General features: G+C 64.5%; 17 protein-coding genes. 11 read left to right on the forward strand and 6 right to left on the reverse strand.

Annotated features, from left to right (window positions below):
* Nucleotides 1-4 precede the first annotated feature (4 nt).
* Together GL300_RS01920 and GL300_RS01925 are read left to right on the forward strand one after the other, a co-directional pair.
* A complete protein-coding gene (locus GL300_RS01920; RefSeq protein WP_155037878.1) occupies nt 5-1,276 on the forward strand; it encodes a glutamate-5-semialdehyde dehydrogenase in 1,272 nt (423 codons plus the stop codon).
* Nucleotides 1,277-1,285: 9 nt separating this feature from the next.
* Nucleotides 1,286-2,230, forward strand: coding sequence for a hypothetical protein (locus GL300_RS01925; protein WP_155037879.1), 945 nt, complete (start codon nt 1,286-1,288; stop codon nt 2,228-2,230).
* On the opposite strand, the gene GL300_RS01930 is transcribed toward GL300_RS01925, so the two are convergent.
* Nucleotides 2,227-2,883, reverse strand: coding sequence for a histidine phosphotransferase family protein (locus tag GL300_RS01930; RefSeq protein ID WP_155037880.1), 657 nt, complete (start codon nt 2,881-2,883; stop codon nt 2,227-2,229). The genes GL300_RS01925 and GL300_RS01930 overlap by 4 nt on opposite strands.
* 40 nt (nt 2,884-2,923) lie before the next feature.
* On the opposite strand from GL300_RS01930, the gene GL300_RS01935 reads away from it, so the two are divergent.
* From GL300_RS01935 to olsA, 3 genes are all read left to right on the forward strand, one after another.
* Nucleotides 2,924-3,100, forward strand: a complete 177-nt coding sequence (locus GL300_RS01935) for a DUF3553 domain-containing protein (protein WP_155037881.1) — start codon at nt 2,924-2,926, stop codon at nt 3,098-3,100.
* A 145-nt stretch (nt 3,101-3,245) separates the two neighbouring features.
* Entirely contained in the window at nt 3,246-4,028 is a 783-nt protein-coding gene (gene olsB, locus GL300_RS01940) for an L-ornithine N(alpha)-acyltransferase (protein WP_155038532.1), read from the forward strand.
* Nucleotides 4,025-4,879 carry a lyso-ornithine lipid O-acyltransferase gene (olsA, locus tag GL300_RS01945; protein WP_155037882.1) on the forward strand — a complete coding sequence of 285 codons (855 nt, stop codon included), beginning with the start codon at nt 4,025-4,027 and terminating at the stop codon, nt 4,877-4,879. Before olsB ends, olsA begins: the two co-directional genes overlap by 4 nt.
* Before the next feature lie 21 nt (nt 4,880-4,900).
* On the opposite strand, the gene GL300_RS01950 is transcribed toward olsA, so the two are convergent.
* The 4 genes from GL300_RS01950 to ubiE form a co-directional block, all read right to left on the reverse strand.
* Nucleotides 4,901-6,679: an SLC13 family permease gene (locus tag GL300_RS01950; RefSeq protein ID WP_155037883.1), complete on the reverse strand. Its 1,779-nt coding sequence runs from the start codon at nt 6,677-6,679 to the stop codon at nt 4,901-4,903.
* A 100-nt stretch (nt 6,680-6,779) separates the two neighbouring features.
* Entirely contained in the window at nt 6,780-7,610 is an 831-nt protein-coding gene (locus GL300_RS01955; protein WP_155037884.1) for a TIGR00282 family metallophosphoesterase, read from the reverse strand.
* A gap of 51 nt (nt 7,611-7,661) precedes the next feature.
* Nucleotides 7,662-9,200, reverse strand: a complete 1,539-nt coding sequence (ubiB, locus tag GL300_RS01960) for a 2-polyprenylphenol 6-hydroxylase (protein ID WP_155037885.1) — start codon at nt 9,198-9,200, stop codon at nt 7,662-7,664.
* Nucleotides 9,201-9,203: 3 nt separating this feature from the next.
* A complete protein-coding gene (gene ubiE / locus GL300_RS01965; protein ID WP_155037886.1) occupies nt 9,204-9,956 on the reverse strand; it encodes a bifunctional demethylmenaquinone methyltransferase/2-methoxy-6-polyprenyl-1,4-benzoquinol methylase UbiE in 753 nt (250 codons plus the stop codon).
* A gap of 76 nt (nt 9,957-10,032) precedes the next feature.
* Here ubiE and mutM point away from each other — a divergent pair, with 76 nt between their 5' ends.
* From mutM to recF, 6 genes are all read left to right on the forward strand, one after another.
* Nucleotides 10,033-10,878, forward strand: a complete 846-nt coding sequence (gene mutM / locus GL300_RS01970) for a bifunctional DNA-formamidopyrimidine glycosylase/DNA-(apurinic or apyrimidinic site) lyase (RefSeq protein ID WP_155037887.1) — start codon at nt 10,033-10,035, stop codon at nt 10,876-10,878.
* A 129-nt stretch (nt 10,879-11,007) separates the two neighbouring features.
* Nucleotides 11,008-11,784 carry an enoyl-CoA hydratase gene (locus GL300_RS01975; protein ID WP_155037888.1) on the forward strand — a complete coding sequence of 259 codons (777 nt, stop codon included), beginning with the start codon at nt 11,008-11,010 and terminating at the stop codon, nt 11,782-11,784.
* A gap of 153 nt (nt 11,785-11,937) precedes the next feature.
* Complete coding sequence (gene rpsT / locus GL300_RS01980) at nt 11,938-12,204, forward strand: 30S ribosomal protein S20 (protein WP_155037889.1); 267 nt, start codon at nt 11,938-11,940, stop codon at nt 12,202-12,204.
* A 509-nt stretch (nt 12,205-12,713) separates the two neighbouring features.
* Nucleotides 12,714-14,063, forward strand: a complete 1,350-nt coding sequence (gene dnaA / locus GL300_RS01985; RefSeq protein ID WP_246195060.1) for a chromosomal replication initiator protein DnaA — start codon at nt 12,714-12,716, stop codon at nt 14,061-14,063.
* Nucleotides 14,064-14,169: 106 nt separating this feature from the next.
* Nucleotides 14,170-15,288: a DNA polymerase III subunit beta gene (gene dnaN, locus GL300_RS01990; RefSeq protein WP_155037891.1), complete on the forward strand. Its 1,119-nt coding sequence runs from the start codon at nt 14,170-14,172 to the stop codon at nt 15,286-15,288.
* Nucleotides 15,285-16,355 (forward strand): DNA replication/repair protein RecF, encoded by a 1,071-nt coding sequence (gene recF, locus GL300_RS01995; RefSeq protein ID WP_343042883.1) that lies wholly within the window; start codon nt 15,285-15,287, stop codon nt 16,353-16,355. Before dnaN ends, recF begins: the two co-directional genes overlap by 4 nt.
* Here recF and GL300_RS02000 read toward each other — a convergent pair.
* Entirely contained in the window at nt 16,352-18,127 is a 1,776-nt protein-coding gene (locus GL300_RS02000; protein WP_155037892.1) for an adenine deaminase, read from the reverse strand. The genes recF and GL300_RS02000 overlap by 4 nt on opposite strands.
* Between the last annotated feature and the right edge of the window lie 33 nt (nt 18,128-18,160).

Here is an 18,160-nt window from a genome sequence, read left to right on the forward strand (position 1 = left end):
CGCGATGAAAGACCTGACCCAGACCGATGCCGATGCGCTGATCGCCAAGCTTGGCACTGCCGCGCGCGAAGCCGCGCTGGCCTTGGCCGAGGCTTCGGCCGAGCGCAAGCATGCCGCGCTGATCGGGGCTGCGGATGCCATCATCGCCTCGGAACAGGCCATTCTGGACGCCAATGTGCTGGACATGGATTTCGCGGCAGAAAAGGGTCTTAGCCCCTCGATGCTGGATCGGCTGAAGCTGGACTCGTCGCGCATCCGCGCCATGGCTGATGGCTTGCGCGCGGTCGCGGCCCAGCCCGATCCGGTCGGTCGGATTCTGGCCGAATGGGACCGTCCGAACGGGCTGCATATCCAGCGCGTGGCGACGCCCTTGGGCGTCATCGGCGTGATCTATGAAAGCCGGCCGAACGTCACCGCCGACGCCGCAGCGCTTGCGCTGAAATCCGGCAATGCGGTGATCCTGCGCGGCGGTTCGGAAAGCCTGAACAGCTCCGAGGCGATCCATCAGGCGCTGGTCACCGGTCTGCGTCAGGCCGGCCTGCCCGAGGCCTCGATCCAGCTTGTCCCCACCCGCGACCGCGAGGCCGTCGCCGCCCTGCTGCGCGCCCAAGGGCTGATCGACGTGATCGTACCGCGCGGCGGCAAAGGGCTGGTCGGATTGGTCCAGCGCGAGGCCCGCGTCCCCGTCTTTGCCCATCTTGAAGGTATCTGCCACGTCTATGCCGATGGCGACGCCGATCTGGAGAAAGCCCGCCGCGTGGTCCTGAACGCCAAGACCCGGCGCACCGGCATCTGCGGCTCGGCAGAATGCCTGCTGATCGACCGGAAATTTTATGCGCAGCACGGCGCGGTTCTGGTTCAGGACCTGCTGGATGCGGGCGTCGAGGTTCGGGCCGAGGGCGAATTGGCCGAGATCCCCGGCACTGTCCCTGCCCAACCCACGGATTTCGGGCAAGAGTTCCTGGACATGATCATCGCGGCCAAACTGGTCGATGGTGTCGATGAGGCGATTGCCCATATCCGCCGTTATGGCTCGGGCCATACGGAATCGATCCTGACCGAGAGTGACGCCACCGCCGCGCGCTTCTTCAAGTCGCTCGACAGCGCGATCCTGATGCGCAATGCCTCGACCCAGTTCGCCGATGGTGGCGAATTCGGGATGGGCGCGGAAATCGGCATCGCCACCGGCAAGATGCATGCCCGCGGGCCGGTCGGGGCCGAGCAGCTGACCAGCTTCAAGTATCTGGTGACTGGCGACGGCGCGATCCGCAGCTGAGGCCGTCGCTTGCACCTGCCCCAGACCCTTCATGACGACTCGCACCACCGGCTGACCCTGTTCGCGGCACCCGGTGGCAGTCGCCGGGCGGTGATCTGCTTTGAGGCCGGGCGCGATATCATGGACGGTTTTGTGCCGACCGCCTGTCCGGGTTTCGCGGTTCGGGCGGGGATCGAAGCAATCATGGTGCAATCGGCGCGCCGCGACTGGTTTCTGTCCAAGGGTAGCGACCATCTGGCCAAGGCGCTCAGCGCGGCAACTGCTGCCTATGACGAGGTCACTGCCACCGGATTCTCAATGGGCGGCTATGGTGCGCTGCTGTATTCGCGGGCGGCGCGGGTCAGTCGGGCGCTGCTGGTTTCTCCGCAATATTCGATCGATCCCCGGATTGCGCCCTACGATCCCGACCGACACGACAAGTTCCGCCGCATTGGTCAGGACATGCCGCGCCCCGAGGAATGGGGCGATACCGATCTGCGCGGCGTGCTGATCTATGACCCTTCGATTTCCGCCGACCGGGAACATGCCGCCCGGATCACCCACGTTTTTCCCCGGCTGCGGCTGCTGGCCTTGCCCTATGGTGGCCATCCGGCCACCAGCGTGCTGGGTGAAAAAGGTCAGGTTGGCAAGGTCTCGATCATGCTGGTCGAGGGGCGGCTGCGGCTGAAGGAAATTCGGCGCAGGCATCGGATGGCACGGCGGGAATCGCCGCGCTATCACCTGCATCTGGCACGGGCCGCCGTGGCCCGACACCCTGACCGCGCCCGGCAAGAGCTGCTGGCGCTGGCCCAGAACGGAAGCGATCATGTGCGCTTCGAGGCCGGGTTGGCGCTGCTGCCACTGGATCGGGCTCCAGCCATGACGGCGCTGAACAATCTGTTCGACGGCCTGCCCGACATCCCCGCCTCATGGGCGCGCAGGCTGCAGGCCGCGCTGGATGACGGCACCTTCTAGAAGGAAATCTCGCCCCCGGCGGCGTCCAGTTCCCAACCCAGTTGTCGCCCCTCGCTTGCAGCAAAGCTGGCGAGCATGGCGAAATGCACCTCGGAGGGCGACGGATCGGGTCGCGCAACCGATCCTTGCGGGTCAAGCCATGACCACAGCGCCGGGTCGGGTTTGGTGCGGCTGGCCTCGGCCACCAGCCGCCAACCGCTGGCCCCGCGACAGACCAGAACGCTGCCACCCCAGGGCAGCGCCGTTTCAAGGCACATCAGCGACAGCAGGATCAGCCGAGCCTCGGATCGCGCCAGGTCGCCCTCGGCCTCGATCCGAACGCGCAGCCGCCCGCTTTTCTCGAAATCGCCAAGGATCGCGGATAGTTCACCCAAACCGACCCGCTGATCCGCAGAGCCGTGGCCAAAGGCCATGCGGAACCAGCGAATGCGCGCGCGGGACGCCTGAACGCTTTCCGCCATCAGCTGAAATTCGGGACTATTGGCAATGCCCCGGAACTCGCCCGACATCTGCAGCAGCTCAAGCCCGTTGCCGATCGCACCCAGGGGCGAGATCAGGTCATGGCACAGCCGCGCGCTGACCAGCGCCGCCAACCGCTCGGGCGAGAGCGCTTCTTGGGAAGTTGAGGTTCTGCCGATTGTCAGATCGTCCATCGAGGTCTAGCCTTGGCTGCGCCGCTGGAAAGGTCGCGACATGAATGAAATACTCGAACCCGGAATGATCGTCCGCCATCCCGGCGCCCCGGAATGGGGGCTGGGACAGGTCCAATCCCGCATCGGCGACCGCATCACGGTCAATTTTGCCAATGCGGGCAAGCAGGTGCTGGACGGACGCCATGTCGACCTGCAATTGGTCACGGAACACTCCTGAGTTATTAGACAAATATTAATACAACCTATGATAGAGTCAACCGACCCGAACTCCGCCGCGCCCGGCCCATCCGGCCTTGTTGCAATGACCCGAACCTGTGCCTAGTTACGGAACCAGAGAAATGGATCAGGTTCCGCGCCCGACAATGACCCCCGACAGCACCTATCTTGAGACCCGCCTTGCCACGGATCAGGCGGATCTGCTGTCAGCCCAACGCCTGCGCTACCGTGTCTTTGTCGAGGAACTTGGCGGAGACGGCGCGCTGGTCGATCATCAGAACCGGCTGGAGCGCGATGAGTTCGACGAGGTCGTCGATCATCTGGTTCTGGTCGATACCCGCCGCCCGACCGCTGATCTGGACCATGTCGTCGGTGCCTATCGTCTGTTGCCGGGTGAACGTGCCTCCGGCTTTGGCCGCTTCTATTGCGATGCCGAATATGATCTGGACCCGCTGCGCCGCTCGGATCGGTCGCTGCTGGAGTTGGGGCGGTCCTGCGTCGATCCGGCATTTCGTGGCGGCGCGGGGATGTTCCTGCTGTGGAACGCGCTGGCCGATTACGTGCTGGAGCGCGAGATCCAGTTGCTGTTCGGCGTGGCATCCTTTCATGGCACGGATGTGAACGCGCTGGCGCAGCCTTTGTCCTGGCTGCATCACCACCATCTTGCGGCACCCGCACTGCGACCTGTGGCGCGTGCACCGGGTCATCATCGGATGGATCTGATCGCCCCGGACGCTTTGGACCGGCGCGCGGCAATGACCGGGATGCCGCCCTTGATCAAGGCCTATCTGCGGCTGGGTGGCACGATTGGCGAAGGCGCCTTCGTGGACCACGACTTCAATACCACCGACGTGTTCCTGCTGGTCGATACGGCGGCCATGTCGGCCAAGCACAAGAAATTCTATGAGGCACGTTGGCAGGCACAATGAGCGAGGCGATTGGTGAACCCGGCGGCGCGTCCCGCCACGCATGGCATGGCGATGATCCTGCACCGGCACTGCCCCGACCCAGCATCTTGGGTTGGTTCCTTGTGGCCACGCGCGGCTTCGGCATCATCTCGGTCCTGCTGATCGGCGTCCTGCTGATCCTGCCGCTGCGCGGGATCGAGCGGCTGTTTTCCGGCCCCCGCCGCCCGATCACCGGGCCGTGGGTGCAGGGCGTCTGCCGGATGTGCGTATGGATCATGGGCATGAAATGGCGGCGCGAGGGCGAACCCATGCGCGGCCCCGGCGCGGTGGTCGCGAACCATTCCGGTTGGCTGGACATCCTTGTGCTGAACGCGGCAATGCCCGTGTTCTTCGTCTCCAAGGCCGAGGTCGCGGGCTGGCCGGGCATCAATATCCTGACGCGCGTAACCGATACCCATTTCGTCACCCGCGATCCCCGGCTGGCGCGGGCACAGGCGCAGGAATTCGCCGCGCGCACCCGTGCGGGCCATCGCCTGCTGTTCTTTCCCGAAGGAACCAGCACCGACGGTCGCCGCGTCCTGCCCTTCAAGCCGACGCTGTTTCAGGGTTTCCTTGACCCGGCCCTGCCCGAGGATCTGGCGATCCAGCCGATGACCGCGGTTTATAGCGCGCCGCGGGACCGCGACCCGCGCTTCTATGGCTGGTTCGCGAATATGGGTCTGGCTCCGCATCTGCTGGCGGTTCTGGCCCAGCCGCGTCAGGGCAGCGTCACCGTCCGGTTGCTGGAACCGATCCCGGTCCGGGGCGAGAACCGCAAGACCCTGTCCCTGAAGGCCGAAACGGCCATCCGCGAAGGGTTTGAGCGCGGCTGAAACCGCCGCGCCCGTCACTTCTTACAGCGGCCAGATCAGCGGGATGGTCAGGCAGGCGACAATGCCGGTGATGATGTCCAAGGGAATGCCCACGCGCATGAAGTCGCTGAACTTGTAGCCGCCGGGACCGTAGACCATCATATGGGTCTGGTAGCCGATGGGCGTTGCAAAGGCGACCGTGGCCGAGAACATCACCGCCACCACATAGGGCCTCGGATCATGGCCCAAAGACTGCGCCAGCGCGATGGCGATGGGGGTCAGCAGCACGGCAACGGCGTTGTTCGACAGGATCTCGGTCATGATCAGACCAAGGAAATAGACGCAGATCAGCGTGGCAAAGGCCGGCAGCCCCTGCATCCACGGCGCGACATTATCGACGATCAGATTGACCGTGCCGGTATGTTCCAGCGCCTCGCCCACCGCCAGCATGGCAAAGATCATCGCCAGCAAACGGCCATCGACGAAAGAAAACGCCTCTTCGGCATCGACGCAGCGGGTGACAAGGATCACCGCCGCCGCAATGAAGGCCAGCGCCTGAATGGGTGCGACATCCAGCGCGGCCAAGACCACCACGGACAGCAGCGCGATGATCGCGATGGGCGCGCGGTCGCGGCGATAGGCGCGCGTCGAGGGGCGCGAGACATCGACCAGTTCCATATCGATGGCCAGACGGGCGATATCCTCGGGCGCGCCTTCCAGCAGCAACGTGTCACCGACGCGCACGACCAGATCGTCCAGCTGACGGCCGATATTCTGGCTGCGGCGATGCGCGGCCAGCACATAGACGCCATAACGGCGGCGCAGGCGCATGTCGCCCAGACGCCGCCCGATCAGCCGCGCACCGGGCGAGATCAGCACCTCGACCGTCTCGGTGGCGACCGAGCTGAGCTTGTCGACCATCTGCAGGTTCTTGTTGGCCTGCATTTCCAGCAGATAGGCCATCTCGGTGCGCAAGACGACGCGGTCGCCCGGCTCCAGCACGACCTCGGCCAGATTGCGGCGCAATGAGGCATCGCCACGCAGAACATCGACCAGCCGGACGGCCTCGCGCTTGAACAGCGGGACCTCGGTGACGTTCTGACCGACCAGAGTGGAATCCTCGGGGATGGCCACTTCGGTGAAGTATTTCATCTCGCGCGGGGTGCCGAGGAAACCGGCCAGCGAGGTGCGATCGGGCAGCAGCTTGCGCCCGATCAGCGCGAAATAGATGATGCCCGCGACGGTGACGGCAGCGCCGACCGGGGCGATCTCGAAGATGCTGAAATGCGCCAGCCCCGCCTCACGCGCGACACCGTCGACCAGCAGGTTCGTGGATGTGCCGATCAGCGACAGCATGCCGCCAAGAATGGTGAAATAGCTAAGCGGCATCAGCAGTTTCGACGGCGAGACCCCGATGCGCAGCGCCAGCTGGATGAAGATCGGGATCATCACCGCCACGACCGGCGTGTTGTTCATGATCGCCGAGGACAGGATCACGAAACCGAACAGCGCGCAGACGGTCAGGACGGGCCGGTCGGTGGCATGGGCGGACACCGCCCGCGACATCATCTCAAGCGCGCCGGTGCGCAGCAGACCACCCATGATCAGGAACATGAAGGCGATGGTCCAAGGTGCTGCGTTCGACAAGACGCTGGCCGCGTCTTTGACGGGCAGCAGGCCCAGCAGCATCATCACCGCAGCCGAGCCGATGGCCACGACCTCGGGCGGGTGTTTCTCGCGGATGAACTGGATGAAGGTGATGGCGACGATCACAAGCATAGCAATCGCCGCGTTGGTTCCGGTCAGTTCGAAGCCGAGCATCAGGTCCCTGTCGCATGCGCCGATAAAACACGGCTGTTTCGATGGGTTTTAGAATTTTTTTCTAATCGGTCGCAAGTAAAAGCGCCCCCGCACCGAGTTTTCAACCTGCGGTAGGCGTCGTGCCGTGGGTTTGTGCCAGTTTTCCGCCCTGCCGGACGGCCTCGATCGCGGTGGCCTTGCCGGTGCGATCATCGGTGGTGACAAGGACGCCGGACAACGTGGCCTCGCCCTCGGCCGGGGTGAAACGTTCGGACACCATGCCGGTCAGGAAGCGGCGCAGCGGCTCGGCCTTATCCATGCCGATGACGCTGTCGTAGTCGCCGCACATGCCCGCATCGGACTGATAGCCGGTGCCACGCGCCATGATCATCGTGTCGGCGGTGGGTACATGGGTATGGGTGCCGACAACCAGACTGGCGCGCCCGTCGCACCAATGGCCGATGGCCATCTTCTCGCTGGTGGCTTCGGCATGGATGTCGACGACCGAGGCCTGCACCAGCCCACCCAGCGGATGGGTGCGCAGCACCGTGTCGATGGCCGAGAACGGATCGTCGAAGGGCCGCTTCATGAAGACCTGACCCAGGATCTGCGCGACCAGGATCTTGCGCCCGCGCGTCGCCTCGAACACCCGCGCGCCCTTGCCCGGCGCGACCTTGGAATAGTTCAGCGGGCGGATGATGCGCGGCTCGGACTCGATATAGGTCAGCATTTCCTTCTGGTCGAAGGCATGGTCGCCCAGCGTGATGCAATCCGCCCCGGAATCGAGGATCAGCTTGGCGTGACCGCCGGTCAGCCCCATCCCCCCCGAGGCGTTTTCCCCGTTCACGATGGTGAAATCCGCCCCAAGCCGCTGTTTCAGCGGCTGAAGCCCTTCGGCAATCGCGCGACGGCCTGAACGGCCCATCACGTCCCCAAGATACAGAATTCGCATCCTTGCGGATTAGGGCAATCTGCCCCCGCCCTCAAGAGCCGAGGGGCCGCGTCAACCCAGCCATGCACCAAAGAAGACCGAGGCCAGCGCCACGACGGCACCGATGGCGATTCCGCCTAGAAGACCGGCACGGCTTTCGCGCGGATTGGGCGCGGCATCAGAGTCGCGCAGCATCTCGGGCATGCGACGTTCCAGAAATTCCGGCAGCAGCGGCGCGAATCGCGCCAGAACCTGTGCCGAGCGACCCAGATCGCGCGCGGCGGCCTTTGGCCCCAGATTGTCGCGGATATAGCTTTCGACCACCGGACGGGCGACTTCCCAGATATTGATCTGCGGATCGATCGAACGGGACACGCCCTCGACCACGACCATGGTGCGTTGCAGCAGGATCAGTTCGGTCCGGGTGCGCATCCCGAAACGCTCGGTCACCTCGAACAGATAGGCCAGCAGATTCGCCATCGAGATCTGGCTGGCATCCGCGCCAAAGATCGGCTCGCCCACCGCACGCAGCGCGCGGGCGAATTCGGTCATGTCGCGGTCGCGGGGCACATAGCCCGCCTCGAAATGAACGCGGGCGACGCGCATGTAGTCGCGCCGGATGAAGCCCATCAGGATCTCGGCATAGACGCGGCGGGTATATTCGTCGATCTCGCCCATGATGCCGAAATCATAGATGACGATATCGCCGTTCGGCGCGACCTTCAGGTTGCCCTGATGCATGTCGGCGTGAAAATAGCCGTCGCGCAGGGCGTGCTGCAGAAACAGTTGCAGGACCCGCGCACCGACCAAAGGCATGTCCTGCCCCTCGGCCTTCAGGCGGGCCACGTCGCCCATCGGGATGCCCTCGGCCCAGTCGCTGGTCAGAACGCGGCGCGCGGTCAGGTGCCAATGCGGATGCGGCACGCGCATGCCCTGATCCTCGCGGGTGTTTTCCGCGAACTCTGATGCGGCAGCCGCCTCTCGCCGCAGGTCCAGCTCGCCCATGACCACGGTTTCGAAATGCGTGACCACGTCGCGCGGACGCAGGCGGCGCGTCGCGGGCGAGATCAGTTCGATCATCGAGGCGGCGAAATGGAAGGCGTCGATGTCGCGGCGGAACCCAGCCTCGACCGAGGGGCGCAGCACCTTGACCGCGACCTCGCGGCCATTGTCGGCGCGGCGGGCGCGATGGACCTGCGCGATGGATGCCGCGGCGACGGGTTCGGAAAATTCGCTGAACAGGACATCGACCGGCTGCCCCAGCGCATCCGAGACGATACGGACTGCCTGTTCCTGCGGGAAGGGTGGCAGGCGGTCCTGCAGCATCGATAGTTGCTCGGCCAGTTCGGGGCCGACGACATCGGGCCGGGTCGATAGGATCTGGCCGAATTTGATATAGGCCGGACCCAAAGCGGTAATGGCGCGGGTGATCGGCGGCAGGTTCGGATCGCCCTTGTAGCCCAGCCATGCAAAGGGCCAGCCCAGAACATGCGCGGCCAACCGCACCCGCGCGGGCGCGTTCACCGCATCCAGCACTGCACGCATCGCGCCCGTGCGTTCGAAAGTGGCGCCGGTGCGGATCAGGCGCCAGATATTATGAGGGCCGCGCATGGATCAGACCTTCCAGCCGGAATGCAGCGCGGCGATCCCCATGGACAGGTTGCGATATTGCACGCGGCCAAAGCCCGCATGGCGGATCATCGTCGCGAAGGTCTCCTGATCGGGGAACTTGCGGATCGATTCGACCAGATACTGGTAGCTGTCGCGGTCATTGGCGACGATCTCGCCCATTTTCGGAATGACGTTGAAGCTGTAGCGGTCGTAAAGCCATTGCAGCATCGGGACCGGGATCTGGCTGAATTCCAGCACCATCAGCCGCCCGCCGGGCTTCAGCACGCGGCGCGCCTCGGCCAAGGCATCGGGAATGCGGGTGACGTTGCGGATGCCGAAGCTGATCGTGTAGCGGTCGAAGCTTTCATCGGCAAAGGGCAGTTTCATCGCATCGCCGGTGACCCAAGCAAGGCGATCGGCCAGACGGCTTGCCTCGGCGCGCTTGCGGCCCTCGACCAGCATGGATTCGGTCATGTCGCAAACGGTGACCCGCGCCCCCGAGGCGCGCTGCAGGAAGCGGAAGGCCACGTCGCCGGTACCGCCCGCCACATCCAGCAGGTGCTGGCCGTCGCGCGGGGCCAGCCAATCCATCATCGCGGTCTTCCAGACGCGGTGGATGCCCACGCTCATCAGGTCGTTCATCACGTCATAGCGCGAGGCCACACGAGAGAACACGCCATGCACCAGCCCTGCCTTTTCCTCTTCCGCCACGGTGCGGAAGCCGAAATGGGTTTCTTTGCGCTGGTCATCGGTCATCATGCTTGTCCATTCGTCGTTTCGCGCCCAGATAGGCCGGACGCGCGCCGCGCACCATGCGACGAATGGAACGGAAATGCCAGAACTGCCTGAGGTCGAAACCGTCCGCCGGGGACTTCTTCCCCATCTTGAAGGCCACATTATCACCCGTGCCGAGGCCCGCCGCCCCGACCTGCGCTGGCCCCTGCCACCCGATCTGGTGCAGGTGGTGACCGGCGCGCGGGTGACCGGTCTGCGGCGTCGGTCGAAATACATTCTGGTCGACTTGCAGGATCGCGGCAGCATCCTGCTGCATCTGGGCATGTCGGGCCGGATGCTGATCGAAGGCGCGATCCAAGGCGATTTCCATCGCGACCCGGCAATCCTGCCGCGCCATGACCATGTCGTCTTCTGGAACGACGAGGGCACGCAGATCACCTTCAACGACGCCCGGCGATTCGGCATGGTCGATCTGGTCGCGCCGGGGGCCGAACATCCGATGCTGGCCCATCTGGGCCCCGAGCCGCTGTCGGATGACTTCACCCCGCCCCTGCTGATCGCGACGCTGTCCGGGCGCAAAGCCCCGATCAAGGCAGCGCTGCTGGATCAGCGGATCGTCGCGGGACTGGGCAATATCTATGTCTCCGAGGCGCTGCACCGCGCAGGGATCGATCCGCGCAGTCAGGCCGGGCAGATCCCGGCGGCGCGGATGGAGGCCTTGGTCGGGCATATAAAGGAAGTGCTGGTCGAGGCCATCGCCGCGGGCGGGTCTTCGCTGCGCGACCATCGGCAGGCCACCGGTGAGCTGGGATATTTCCAGCATTCCTTCCGTGTCTATGGCCGCGAGGGCGGGCCATGCCCGACGCCGGGTTGCGCCGGAACCGTGCAACGGATCGTGCAATCCGGGCGGTCGAGCTTTTTCTGCCCGATTTGTCAGAAGTGAAGCAGCGCTTTGGCGCAGCTGCCTCTGACGGGGGTATTTCGGAAACAGCGAAGGGCGCCGGGTGCTAGCCAGATGCTCGCGGCTTTGTTACGAGTCGCGACCAGCTTCAATTCGAAAGGCTAGGTTTGAATGGCTTACCAGACCCTCTCCGTCGAGATCGACGACTATGTTGCGCTGATCCGGCTGAACCGGCCAGAGGCGCTGAATGCCCTGAACTCTCAGCTGCTCGAGGAACTGGGCGATGCCCTGACCGATGCCGACCGCAATGAGAAGGTGCGCTGCATCGTCCTGACCGGCAGCGAGAAGGCATTCGCCGCCGGGGCCGACATCAAGGAGATGTCCACGAAAAGCTACGTCGATGTCTATACCGAGGATCTGTTCGGGGCCGGCATCGACCGCATCACCGCCACCCGCAAGCCGATCATAGCAGCCGTGTCCGGCTATGCGCTGGGTGGCGGCTGCGAGCTGGCCATGGCCTGCGATTTCATCATCTGCGCCGACAATGCGAAATTCGGCCAGCCCGAGATCAATCTGGGCGTCATCGCCGGAATCGGCGGCACCCAGCGCCTGACCCGCTTTGTCGGCAAGTCGAAGGCGATGGAGATGCACCTGACCGGCCGCTTCATGGACGCCGCCGAGGCCGAGCGTTCGGGCCTGGTCAGTCGTGTCGTGCCCGCGCCCAAGCTGATCGCCGAGGCCATGGCCACCGCCAAGAAGATCGCCGAGAAGTCCCAGATCGCCGTCATCGCCGCCAAGGAAGCCGTCAACCGCGCCTATGAGACCACCATGCGCGAGGGGCTGCTGTTCGAGCGCCGCACCTTCCAGGCGCTGTTCGCGACCGAGGATCAAAAGGAAGGCATGGCCGCTTTCCTTGAAAAGCGCGAGCCGCAGTTCCGCGACCGCTGATTTGCGCTTGGCAATGTCCGGAGACCCCTATATAGGGCCGGACTTACATGCGCGTGGGCCCGCTTAAGGCAAGAATCATGACCGTCCCTTCAAGGACGGTGCCATGGGGCTTTTGCGCGATCGAGATTTGAAACACGAGACAGGACCGCACCCATGGCCAACACGCCCCAGTCGAAGAAGCGCGCTCGCCAGATCGAGCGCCAGACCGAAGTCAACAAAGCACGCCGCTCGCGCATCCGTACCTTCCTGCGCAAGGTCGAAGAAGCCATTGCCTCGGGCGATGCTGCTGCTGCACGTCTTGCCCTGCAAGCTGCTCAACCCGAGCTGATGCGCGGCGTGACCAAGGGCGTCGTTCACAAGAACACCGCCTCGCGTAAAGTTTCGCGTCTGGCATCGCGCGTGAAAGCCCTGACGGCCTGATAAGGCTGCGGCATTTACGCAACTACCAGTAGAATTGGCTGGGGCGCGCTCCTTCAGGGCGTGCCCTTTTCCATTAAACCTGATGGGCCAATTCATTGAAAAAAATAGGCTTTCGCGCCGTCATAGGACTGTCACCCGCTCGTGAGATTCGAGAGGTAAACTGTTCTGTCAAGCGCGAAGATCGGTTGTCGGCAGAGCATCCTTCTTGCTAGCTTCGGTCCAGCGATTCACATCGCACCTGGGGGACAAGCCCCGTGGACCGGCACTGCCGCCGGAATACGGGCAGGAAGCTTGATCGGGGGACGATCAGCGACCATGACACATGTCAGCGGGCAATTTGCCCGTTGCGAGTCATATACGGAGGCAAAGCCGCAGGACGGCTTGCACGTCGCTTTGGCGGCGGGTGGTCCTGTTGTCTTGTCTTTGTGTCCAGCCGGGTACCGATGCCGAATCAACTGCCGCCGGGGCGAACCCGTCGGAACATGGGCAAAGAAACGGACTTGGGCGAGATGGACAAGATTTGGGGGCAGGCACGTGAGGAATTACAGAAAATCGTCGGTGCCGACAGTTTCGCGACCTGGATCGAACCGCTACGCCTGAGTGGCGTGAACGAGGGCACCGCGGTCATCCTGTGCCCGACGCGTTTCCTGTCGGACTGGGTGTCGCGCCATTACAGCGACGACATCCTGAAGGTGCTCGACCGGATCGAAGGGCCTGTGCATCGCATCTCGTTCGAGACGCGCAGCCAGACCAGCCGTCAGGTCGCCGCGGCCAATTCCGAGCCCAAGCGCCCCGCCCCGCGCGCCGCTGCCGATGATGAGCTGACCGCACCGCTGGACCAGCGCTTCACCTTCGACAACTTCGTCGTTGGCAAGCCCAATGAGCTGGCCCATGCCGCCGCGCGCCGCGTCGCCGAAGGCGGCCCGGTGACCTTCAACCCGCTGTTCCTTTACGGCGGCGTCGGTCTGGGCAAGACCCACCTGATGCATGCGATGGCGCGCGAGATTCAGGCACGCCAGCCCGAAGCCAAGGTGCTGTACCTGTCGGCCGAGCAGTTCATGTACCGCTTCGTGCAAGCGCTGCGCGACCGCACCGTGATGGACTTCAAGGAACTGTTCCGCACCGTCTCGGTGCTGATGGTCGATGACGTGCAGTTCATCGCTGGCAAGGATTCCACGCAGGAAGAATTCTTCCACACGTTCAATACCTTGGTCGATCAGGGCAAGCAGATCATCATCTCGGCCGACCGTGCGCCGGGCGAAATCAAGGACATGGAAGAGCGCATCAAGTCGCGCCTGCAATGCGGCCTTGTCGTCGACCTGCACCCGACCGATTACGAGCTGCGGCTGGGCATCCTGCAATCCAAGACCGACACCTTCCGCACCCAGTATCCCGGCCTGCAACTGGCACCGGGCGTGCTGGAATTCCTGGCCCATCGCATCACCTCGAACGTGCGCGTGCTGGAAGGCGCGCTGCAGCGGCTGTTCGCCTTCGCCAGCCTCATGGGCCGCGAGATCACGCTGGACATGACCCAGGAATGTCTGGCCGACATCCTGCGCGCCAATGACCGCAAGGTCTCGATCGAGGAAATCCAGCGCAAGGTCGCCGAGCATTACAACATCCGCCTGTCGGACATGATCGGGCCGAAGCGGGTGCGCACCGTCGCCCGTCCGCGCCAGATCGCAATGTATCTGGCCAAGCAGATGACCTCGCGTTCGCTGCCCGAGATCGGGCGGCGTTTCGGCGGCCGTGATCACACCACGATCATGCATGGCGTGCGCAAGATCGAAGAGCTGCGCTCGGCCGATCGCAGCCTCGCTGAGGACATCGATCTTTTGCGTCGTCTTCTGGAGGCCTGAACGCTTCGATCCGCTTGACCAGCCGGGCAAATCTGCGAAATTGCCCGGCACCGGGTTGGGCCTTATAGTCGGCCTTCCCGCCGCCAGAATGACATAAGGACCGACCATGAAATTTGCTATCGAACGTGCCGATCTGGTGAAGGCAGTTTCTCAGGCCCAGTCCGTTGTCGAGCGGCGGAACACCATCCCGATTCTGGCCAACGTCCTGATCGAAACCACGCCGAATGGCGTCAGCTTCCGCGCCACCGATCTGGATACCGAAATCGTCTACCTGACCAATGCACAGGTCGAGCGCCCCGGCGCGACGACGGTTTCGGCCAGCATGCTCAATGACATCGCCCGCAAGCTGCCCGATGGGGCGCTGGTGCAGCTGGATCTGGAACCGGCCTCGGGTCGGCTGTCGGTTCAGGCCGGGCGGTCCAGCTTCAACCTCGCCACCCTGCCGCGCGAGGATTTCCCGGTCATGTCCTCGTCGGAATATTCGGCGAATTTCTCGGCCCCGGCCTCGGTCCTGCGTCGGCTGTTCGACAAGTCGAAATTCGCCATCTCGAACGAGGAAACCCGTTACTATCTGAACGGCGTTTACATGCATGTGGCCCAGGCCGAGGACGGCCCGTCCCTGCGCTGCGTGGCGACCGACGGCCACCGTCTGGCCCGCATCGACGCCACCCTGCCCGCAGGCGCGGATGAGATGCCCGGCGTCATCGTGCCGCGCAAGACCGTGACCGAGCTGCGCAAGCTTCTGGACGACGACTCGACCGAGATCGCCGTGTCGGTCAGCGAAACCAAGATCCGCTTCGCCACGCCGACGATCACCCTGACCTCGAAGGTGATCGACGGGACCTTCCCGGACTACAGCCGCGTCATCCCCTCGGGCAATACCCGCAAGCTGGAAGTGGACGCCGGCGATTTCGCCAAGGCCGTGGACCGCGTTGCCACCGTCAGCAGCGAGCGTTCGCGCGCCGTGAAGCTGACCTTGGACGAGGACCGTCTGGTCCTGTCGGTCAACGCCCCCGATGCCGGTGCCGCCGAGGAAGAGCTGCCCGTGGCCTATGCCGATGAGCCGCTGGAAATCGGCTTCAACGCCAAATACCTGCACGAAATCGCGGGCCAGATCGACCGTGAGAATGCCGTCTTCCTGTTCAACGGCTCGGGCGATGCGGCGCTGATCCGCGAGGGTGGCGACACCACCGCCGTTTATGTTGTCATGCCGATGCGCGTGTGACGCTCACACGCCTGCATCTGACCCAGTTCCGCAGCTGGGCACGTCTTGAAATCGAACCAGACCAACGGCCCGTGGCAATCCACGGGCCGAATGGCGCTGGCAAGACCAATATCCTTGAAGCGATTTCCATGCTCTCGCCCGGTCGCGGGATGCGGGGCGCGGCTCCCTCCGATCAAGCCCGGCGCGGCCCGGATGTCGGCTGGCAGATCCGCGCCCAGATCGACGACAGGCAGGTGGCGACGCGTGCCCTGCCCGCCCAGCCGCGCGAGGTCATGATCGACGATAAGCCCGCGACGCAGGTGGCGCTTGGCAGCCTGATGCGGGTGATCTGGCTGACCCCCGCCATGGACCGGATCTGGACCGACGCCCCCGAGGCCCGCCGCCGCTTCCTTGACCGCATTACCCTCAGCTTCACCCCCGGCCATGCCGAGGATGCCTTGGGATATGACAAGGCCATGCGGGAACGGAACCGGTTGCTCAAGGATGAGGTGCGTGATGCGGGCTGGTATCGCGCGCTGGAGGCTCAGATGGCCGATATGGGCGCGGCGCTCACCCGCAACCGACTGGACGCCATCGCCCGGATCATGGCGGCGCAGGACGGGGCCGAGACTGCTTTCCCCGCGGCGATCCTGACCCTGCTGCCCGGCGAGGGCGCAGCGGATGACCCTGACCCCGACAGCATCGCCGCCCGTCTGGCAGAGGGCCGCCCCCGCGACATGGCCGCCGGACGTACGCTGTCCGGCCCGCACCGCGCCGATCTGGGCGCGCATTGGGGGCCGCAGGCGATGCCCGCCGCTTTGTCCTCGACCGGAGAGCAAAAGGCGCTGCTTTTGTCCTTGATCCTCGCCAATGCCCGCGCGCTGGCCGAGGAATCCCCGGTTCTGCTGCTGGATGAGGTGGCAGCGCATCTGGATGCCCAGCGCCGCGCCGCGCTGCATGACGAAATCTGCGCGCTGAATGCGCAATGCTTCCTGACCGGCACCGGCCCCGAGCTGTTCGACACGCTTCGGAACCGGGCACAATTCCTCAGCGTCGCCCGCGACGACGACGCCTCAATGCTGGTTTAGACGATCAGATCGACCAGCTCGAAGCTGCGCACGTCGACAATGCCCAGATCCGAAATCCGCAGTTCCGGGATCACCACCAGCGCCAGCAGCGAGTGCTGCATATAGGCGTTGTTCAGGTTGCAGCCGCAATCCTGCATCGCCTTGACGATAGCCTGCGCCGCCTCGGCCACCTCGGTCGCGGGCAGGTCGGACATCAGCCCGGCAATCGGCAGGGCGACTGTTGCCAGTTCCTCGCCATCACGGAAAACGGTGACGCCGCCGCCGACCACGCCCAGATGGTTCGCCGCCGCCGCCATAGTGGCGCGGTCGGTGCCAACGACGATCATGTGGTGGCTGTCATGCGCGACCGTGGACGCGACCGCGACCCGGCCCTGATAGCCAAAACCTGACACGAACCCATTGACCACGCCGCCCGTGCCGCGATGGCGTTCTACCAGCGCGATCTGGCAGACATCGCCCGAACCCTCGATCACGCCCTCGCGGATTGGCAAGTCAGCCTCTAGTGCCTTGGTCGGGGCCTGATTTTCGACGACGCCGATGACGCGGACGCGGGCCTGATCGCCCCGCGCGCGGGCCTCGAAATCTTCCGCCGCCAGTTCCTTGCCCAAACGGACCGAGTTCCGTGCCCGCTCGGGCCAGTCGATGCGGGGGCAGTCGACCAGCAGACGGCCGCCCTCGGCCACCAACTGCCCTTGCGCGATCACCGCCTCGATTGGCAGCGCGCGCAGGTCCGAGGTCAGGATGACATCCGCCCGCCGCCCCGGCGTGATCGAGCCCAGCTCGCGTTCCTGCCCGAAATGGCTGGCGGCGTTGATCGTCGCCATCTGGATCGCGATCAGCGGGTCGCAGCCGCATGCAATCGCGTGACGCACGACGCGGTTCATATGGCCCTCATGGACCAAAGTGCCGGAATGGCTGTCATCGGTGCACAGAATGAAGAAACGCGGATCGAGGCCCTTTTCCGTGATCGCGGTGATCTGGGTTTCGACGTCATACCAAGCCGAGCCCAGCCGCATCATGCAGCCCATGCCCTGACGGACGCGGGCAATGCCCTGCGCCTCGCTGGTGGTTTCGTGGTCATCCGCTGCACCGCCCGCGACATAGGCGTGGAAGGGACGACCCAGATCGGGGCTGGCATAATGACCGCCGACGGTCTTGCCAGCCGCGCGGGTCGCGGCAATCTCGCCCAGCATCTGCGGATCGCCTGCGGCGACGCCAGGAAAGTTCATCATCTCGCCCAGACCGATAATGCCGTCCCAGCCCATGGCCTGGGCCACTTCACCTTCGGTGATGGGCGCGCCGGTGGTTTCCAGACCGGGGGCCGAGGGCGCGCAGCTTGGCATCTGGGTGAACATGCTGATCGGCTGGATCAGCGATTCATCCCGCATCAGGCGCACGCCCTCAAGACCCAGCACGTTCGCGATCTCATGCGGGTCGTGGAACATGGTCGTCGTGCCATGCGGGATCACGGCGGCGGCAAAACCGGCAGGCGTCAGCATCCCCGATTCGACATGCATATGCGCGTCGATCAGGCCCGGCATCATGTAGCGGCCCTTGGCCTCGATCACCTGCGTATCGGGTCCAACCGAAGGCCCCGCATCGGGACCTACATAGGCCACACGGCCATCGGCAACGGCGACATCCATGCCCGGGATCGTCTCGCGGGTATGGACATTGACCCAGACCCCGCCCCGGATGACCAGATCCGCATGGGCCCGACCCGCCGCCACTTCGACCAGCCGCGCCTGAGCCTCGATCCAGGGTTTCAACATGATACTCTCCTTGTTCGTTCTGCCCAATTTGCG

It is taken from the genome of Paracoccus litorisediminis, assembly GCF_009711205.1.
GTDB lineage: Bacteria > Pseudomonadota > Alphaproteobacteria > Rhodobacterales > Rhodobacteraceae > Paracoccus > Paracoccus litorisediminis.

What these genes read in the sequence shown, in the direction of transcription:
- olsA (WP_155037882.1), top strand. Translation starts at nt 4,025, where the DNA reads ATGAGCGAGGCGATTGGTGAACCCGGCGGCGCGTCCCGCCACGCATGG.
- GL300_RS02000 (WP_155037892.1), bottom strand. Translation starts at nt 18,127, where the DNA reads ATGTTGAAACCCTGGATCGAGGCTCAGGCGCGGCTGGTCGAAGTGGCG.
- rpsT (WP_155037889.1), top strand. Translation starts at nt 11,938, where the DNA reads ATGGCCAACACGCCCCAGTCGAAGAAGCGCGCTCGCCAGATCGAGCGC.
- GL300_RS01955 (WP_155037884.1), bottom strand. Translation starts at nt 7,610, where the DNA reads ATGCGAATTCTGTATCTTGGGGACGTGATGGGCCGTTCAGGCCGTCGC.
- dnaA (WP_246195060.1), top strand. Translation starts at nt 12,714, where the DNA reads ATGGACAAGATTTGGGGGCAGGCACGTGAGGAATTACAGAAAATCGTC.
- ubiE (WP_155037886.1), bottom strand. Translation starts at nt 9,956, where the DNA reads ATGACCGATGACCAGCGCAAAGAAACCCATTTCGGCTTCCGCACCGTG.
- GL300_RS01950 (WP_155037883.1), bottom strand. Translation starts at nt 6,679, where the DNA reads ATGCTCGGCTTCGAACTGACCGGAACCAACGCGGCGATTGCTATGCTT.
- ubiB (WP_155037885.1), bottom strand. Translation starts at nt 9,200, where the DNA reads ATGCGCGGCCCTCATAATATCTGGCGCCTGATCCGCACCGGCGCCACT.
- GL300_RS01930 (WP_155037880.1), bottom strand. Translation starts at nt 2,883, where the DNA reads ATGGACGATCTGACAATCGGCAGAACCTCAACTTCCCAAGAAGCGCTC.
- olsB (WP_155038532.1), top strand. Translation starts at nt 3,246, where the DNA reads ATGACCCCCGACAGCACCTATCTTGAGACCCGCCTTGCCACGGATCAG.
- GL300_RS01920 (WP_155037878.1), top strand. Translation starts at nt 5, where the DNA reads ATGAAAGACCTGACCCAGACCGATGCCGATGCGCTGATCGCCAAGCTT.
- mutM (WP_155037887.1), top strand. Translation starts at nt 10,033, where the DNA reads ATGCCAGAACTGCCTGAGGTCGAAACCGTCCGCCGGGGACTTCTTCCC.
- dnaN (WP_155037891.1), top strand. Translation starts at nt 14,170, where the DNA reads ATGAAATTTGCTATCGAACGTGCCGATCTGGTGAAGGCAGTTTCTCAG.
- GL300_RS01935 (WP_155037881.1), top strand. Translation starts at nt 2,924, where the DNA reads ATGAATGAAATACTCGAACCCGGAATGATCGTCCGCCATCCCGGCGCC.
- GL300_RS01975 (WP_155037888.1), top strand. Translation starts at nt 11,008, where the DNA reads ATGGCTTACCAGACCCTCTCCGTCGAGATCGACGACTATGTTGCGCTG.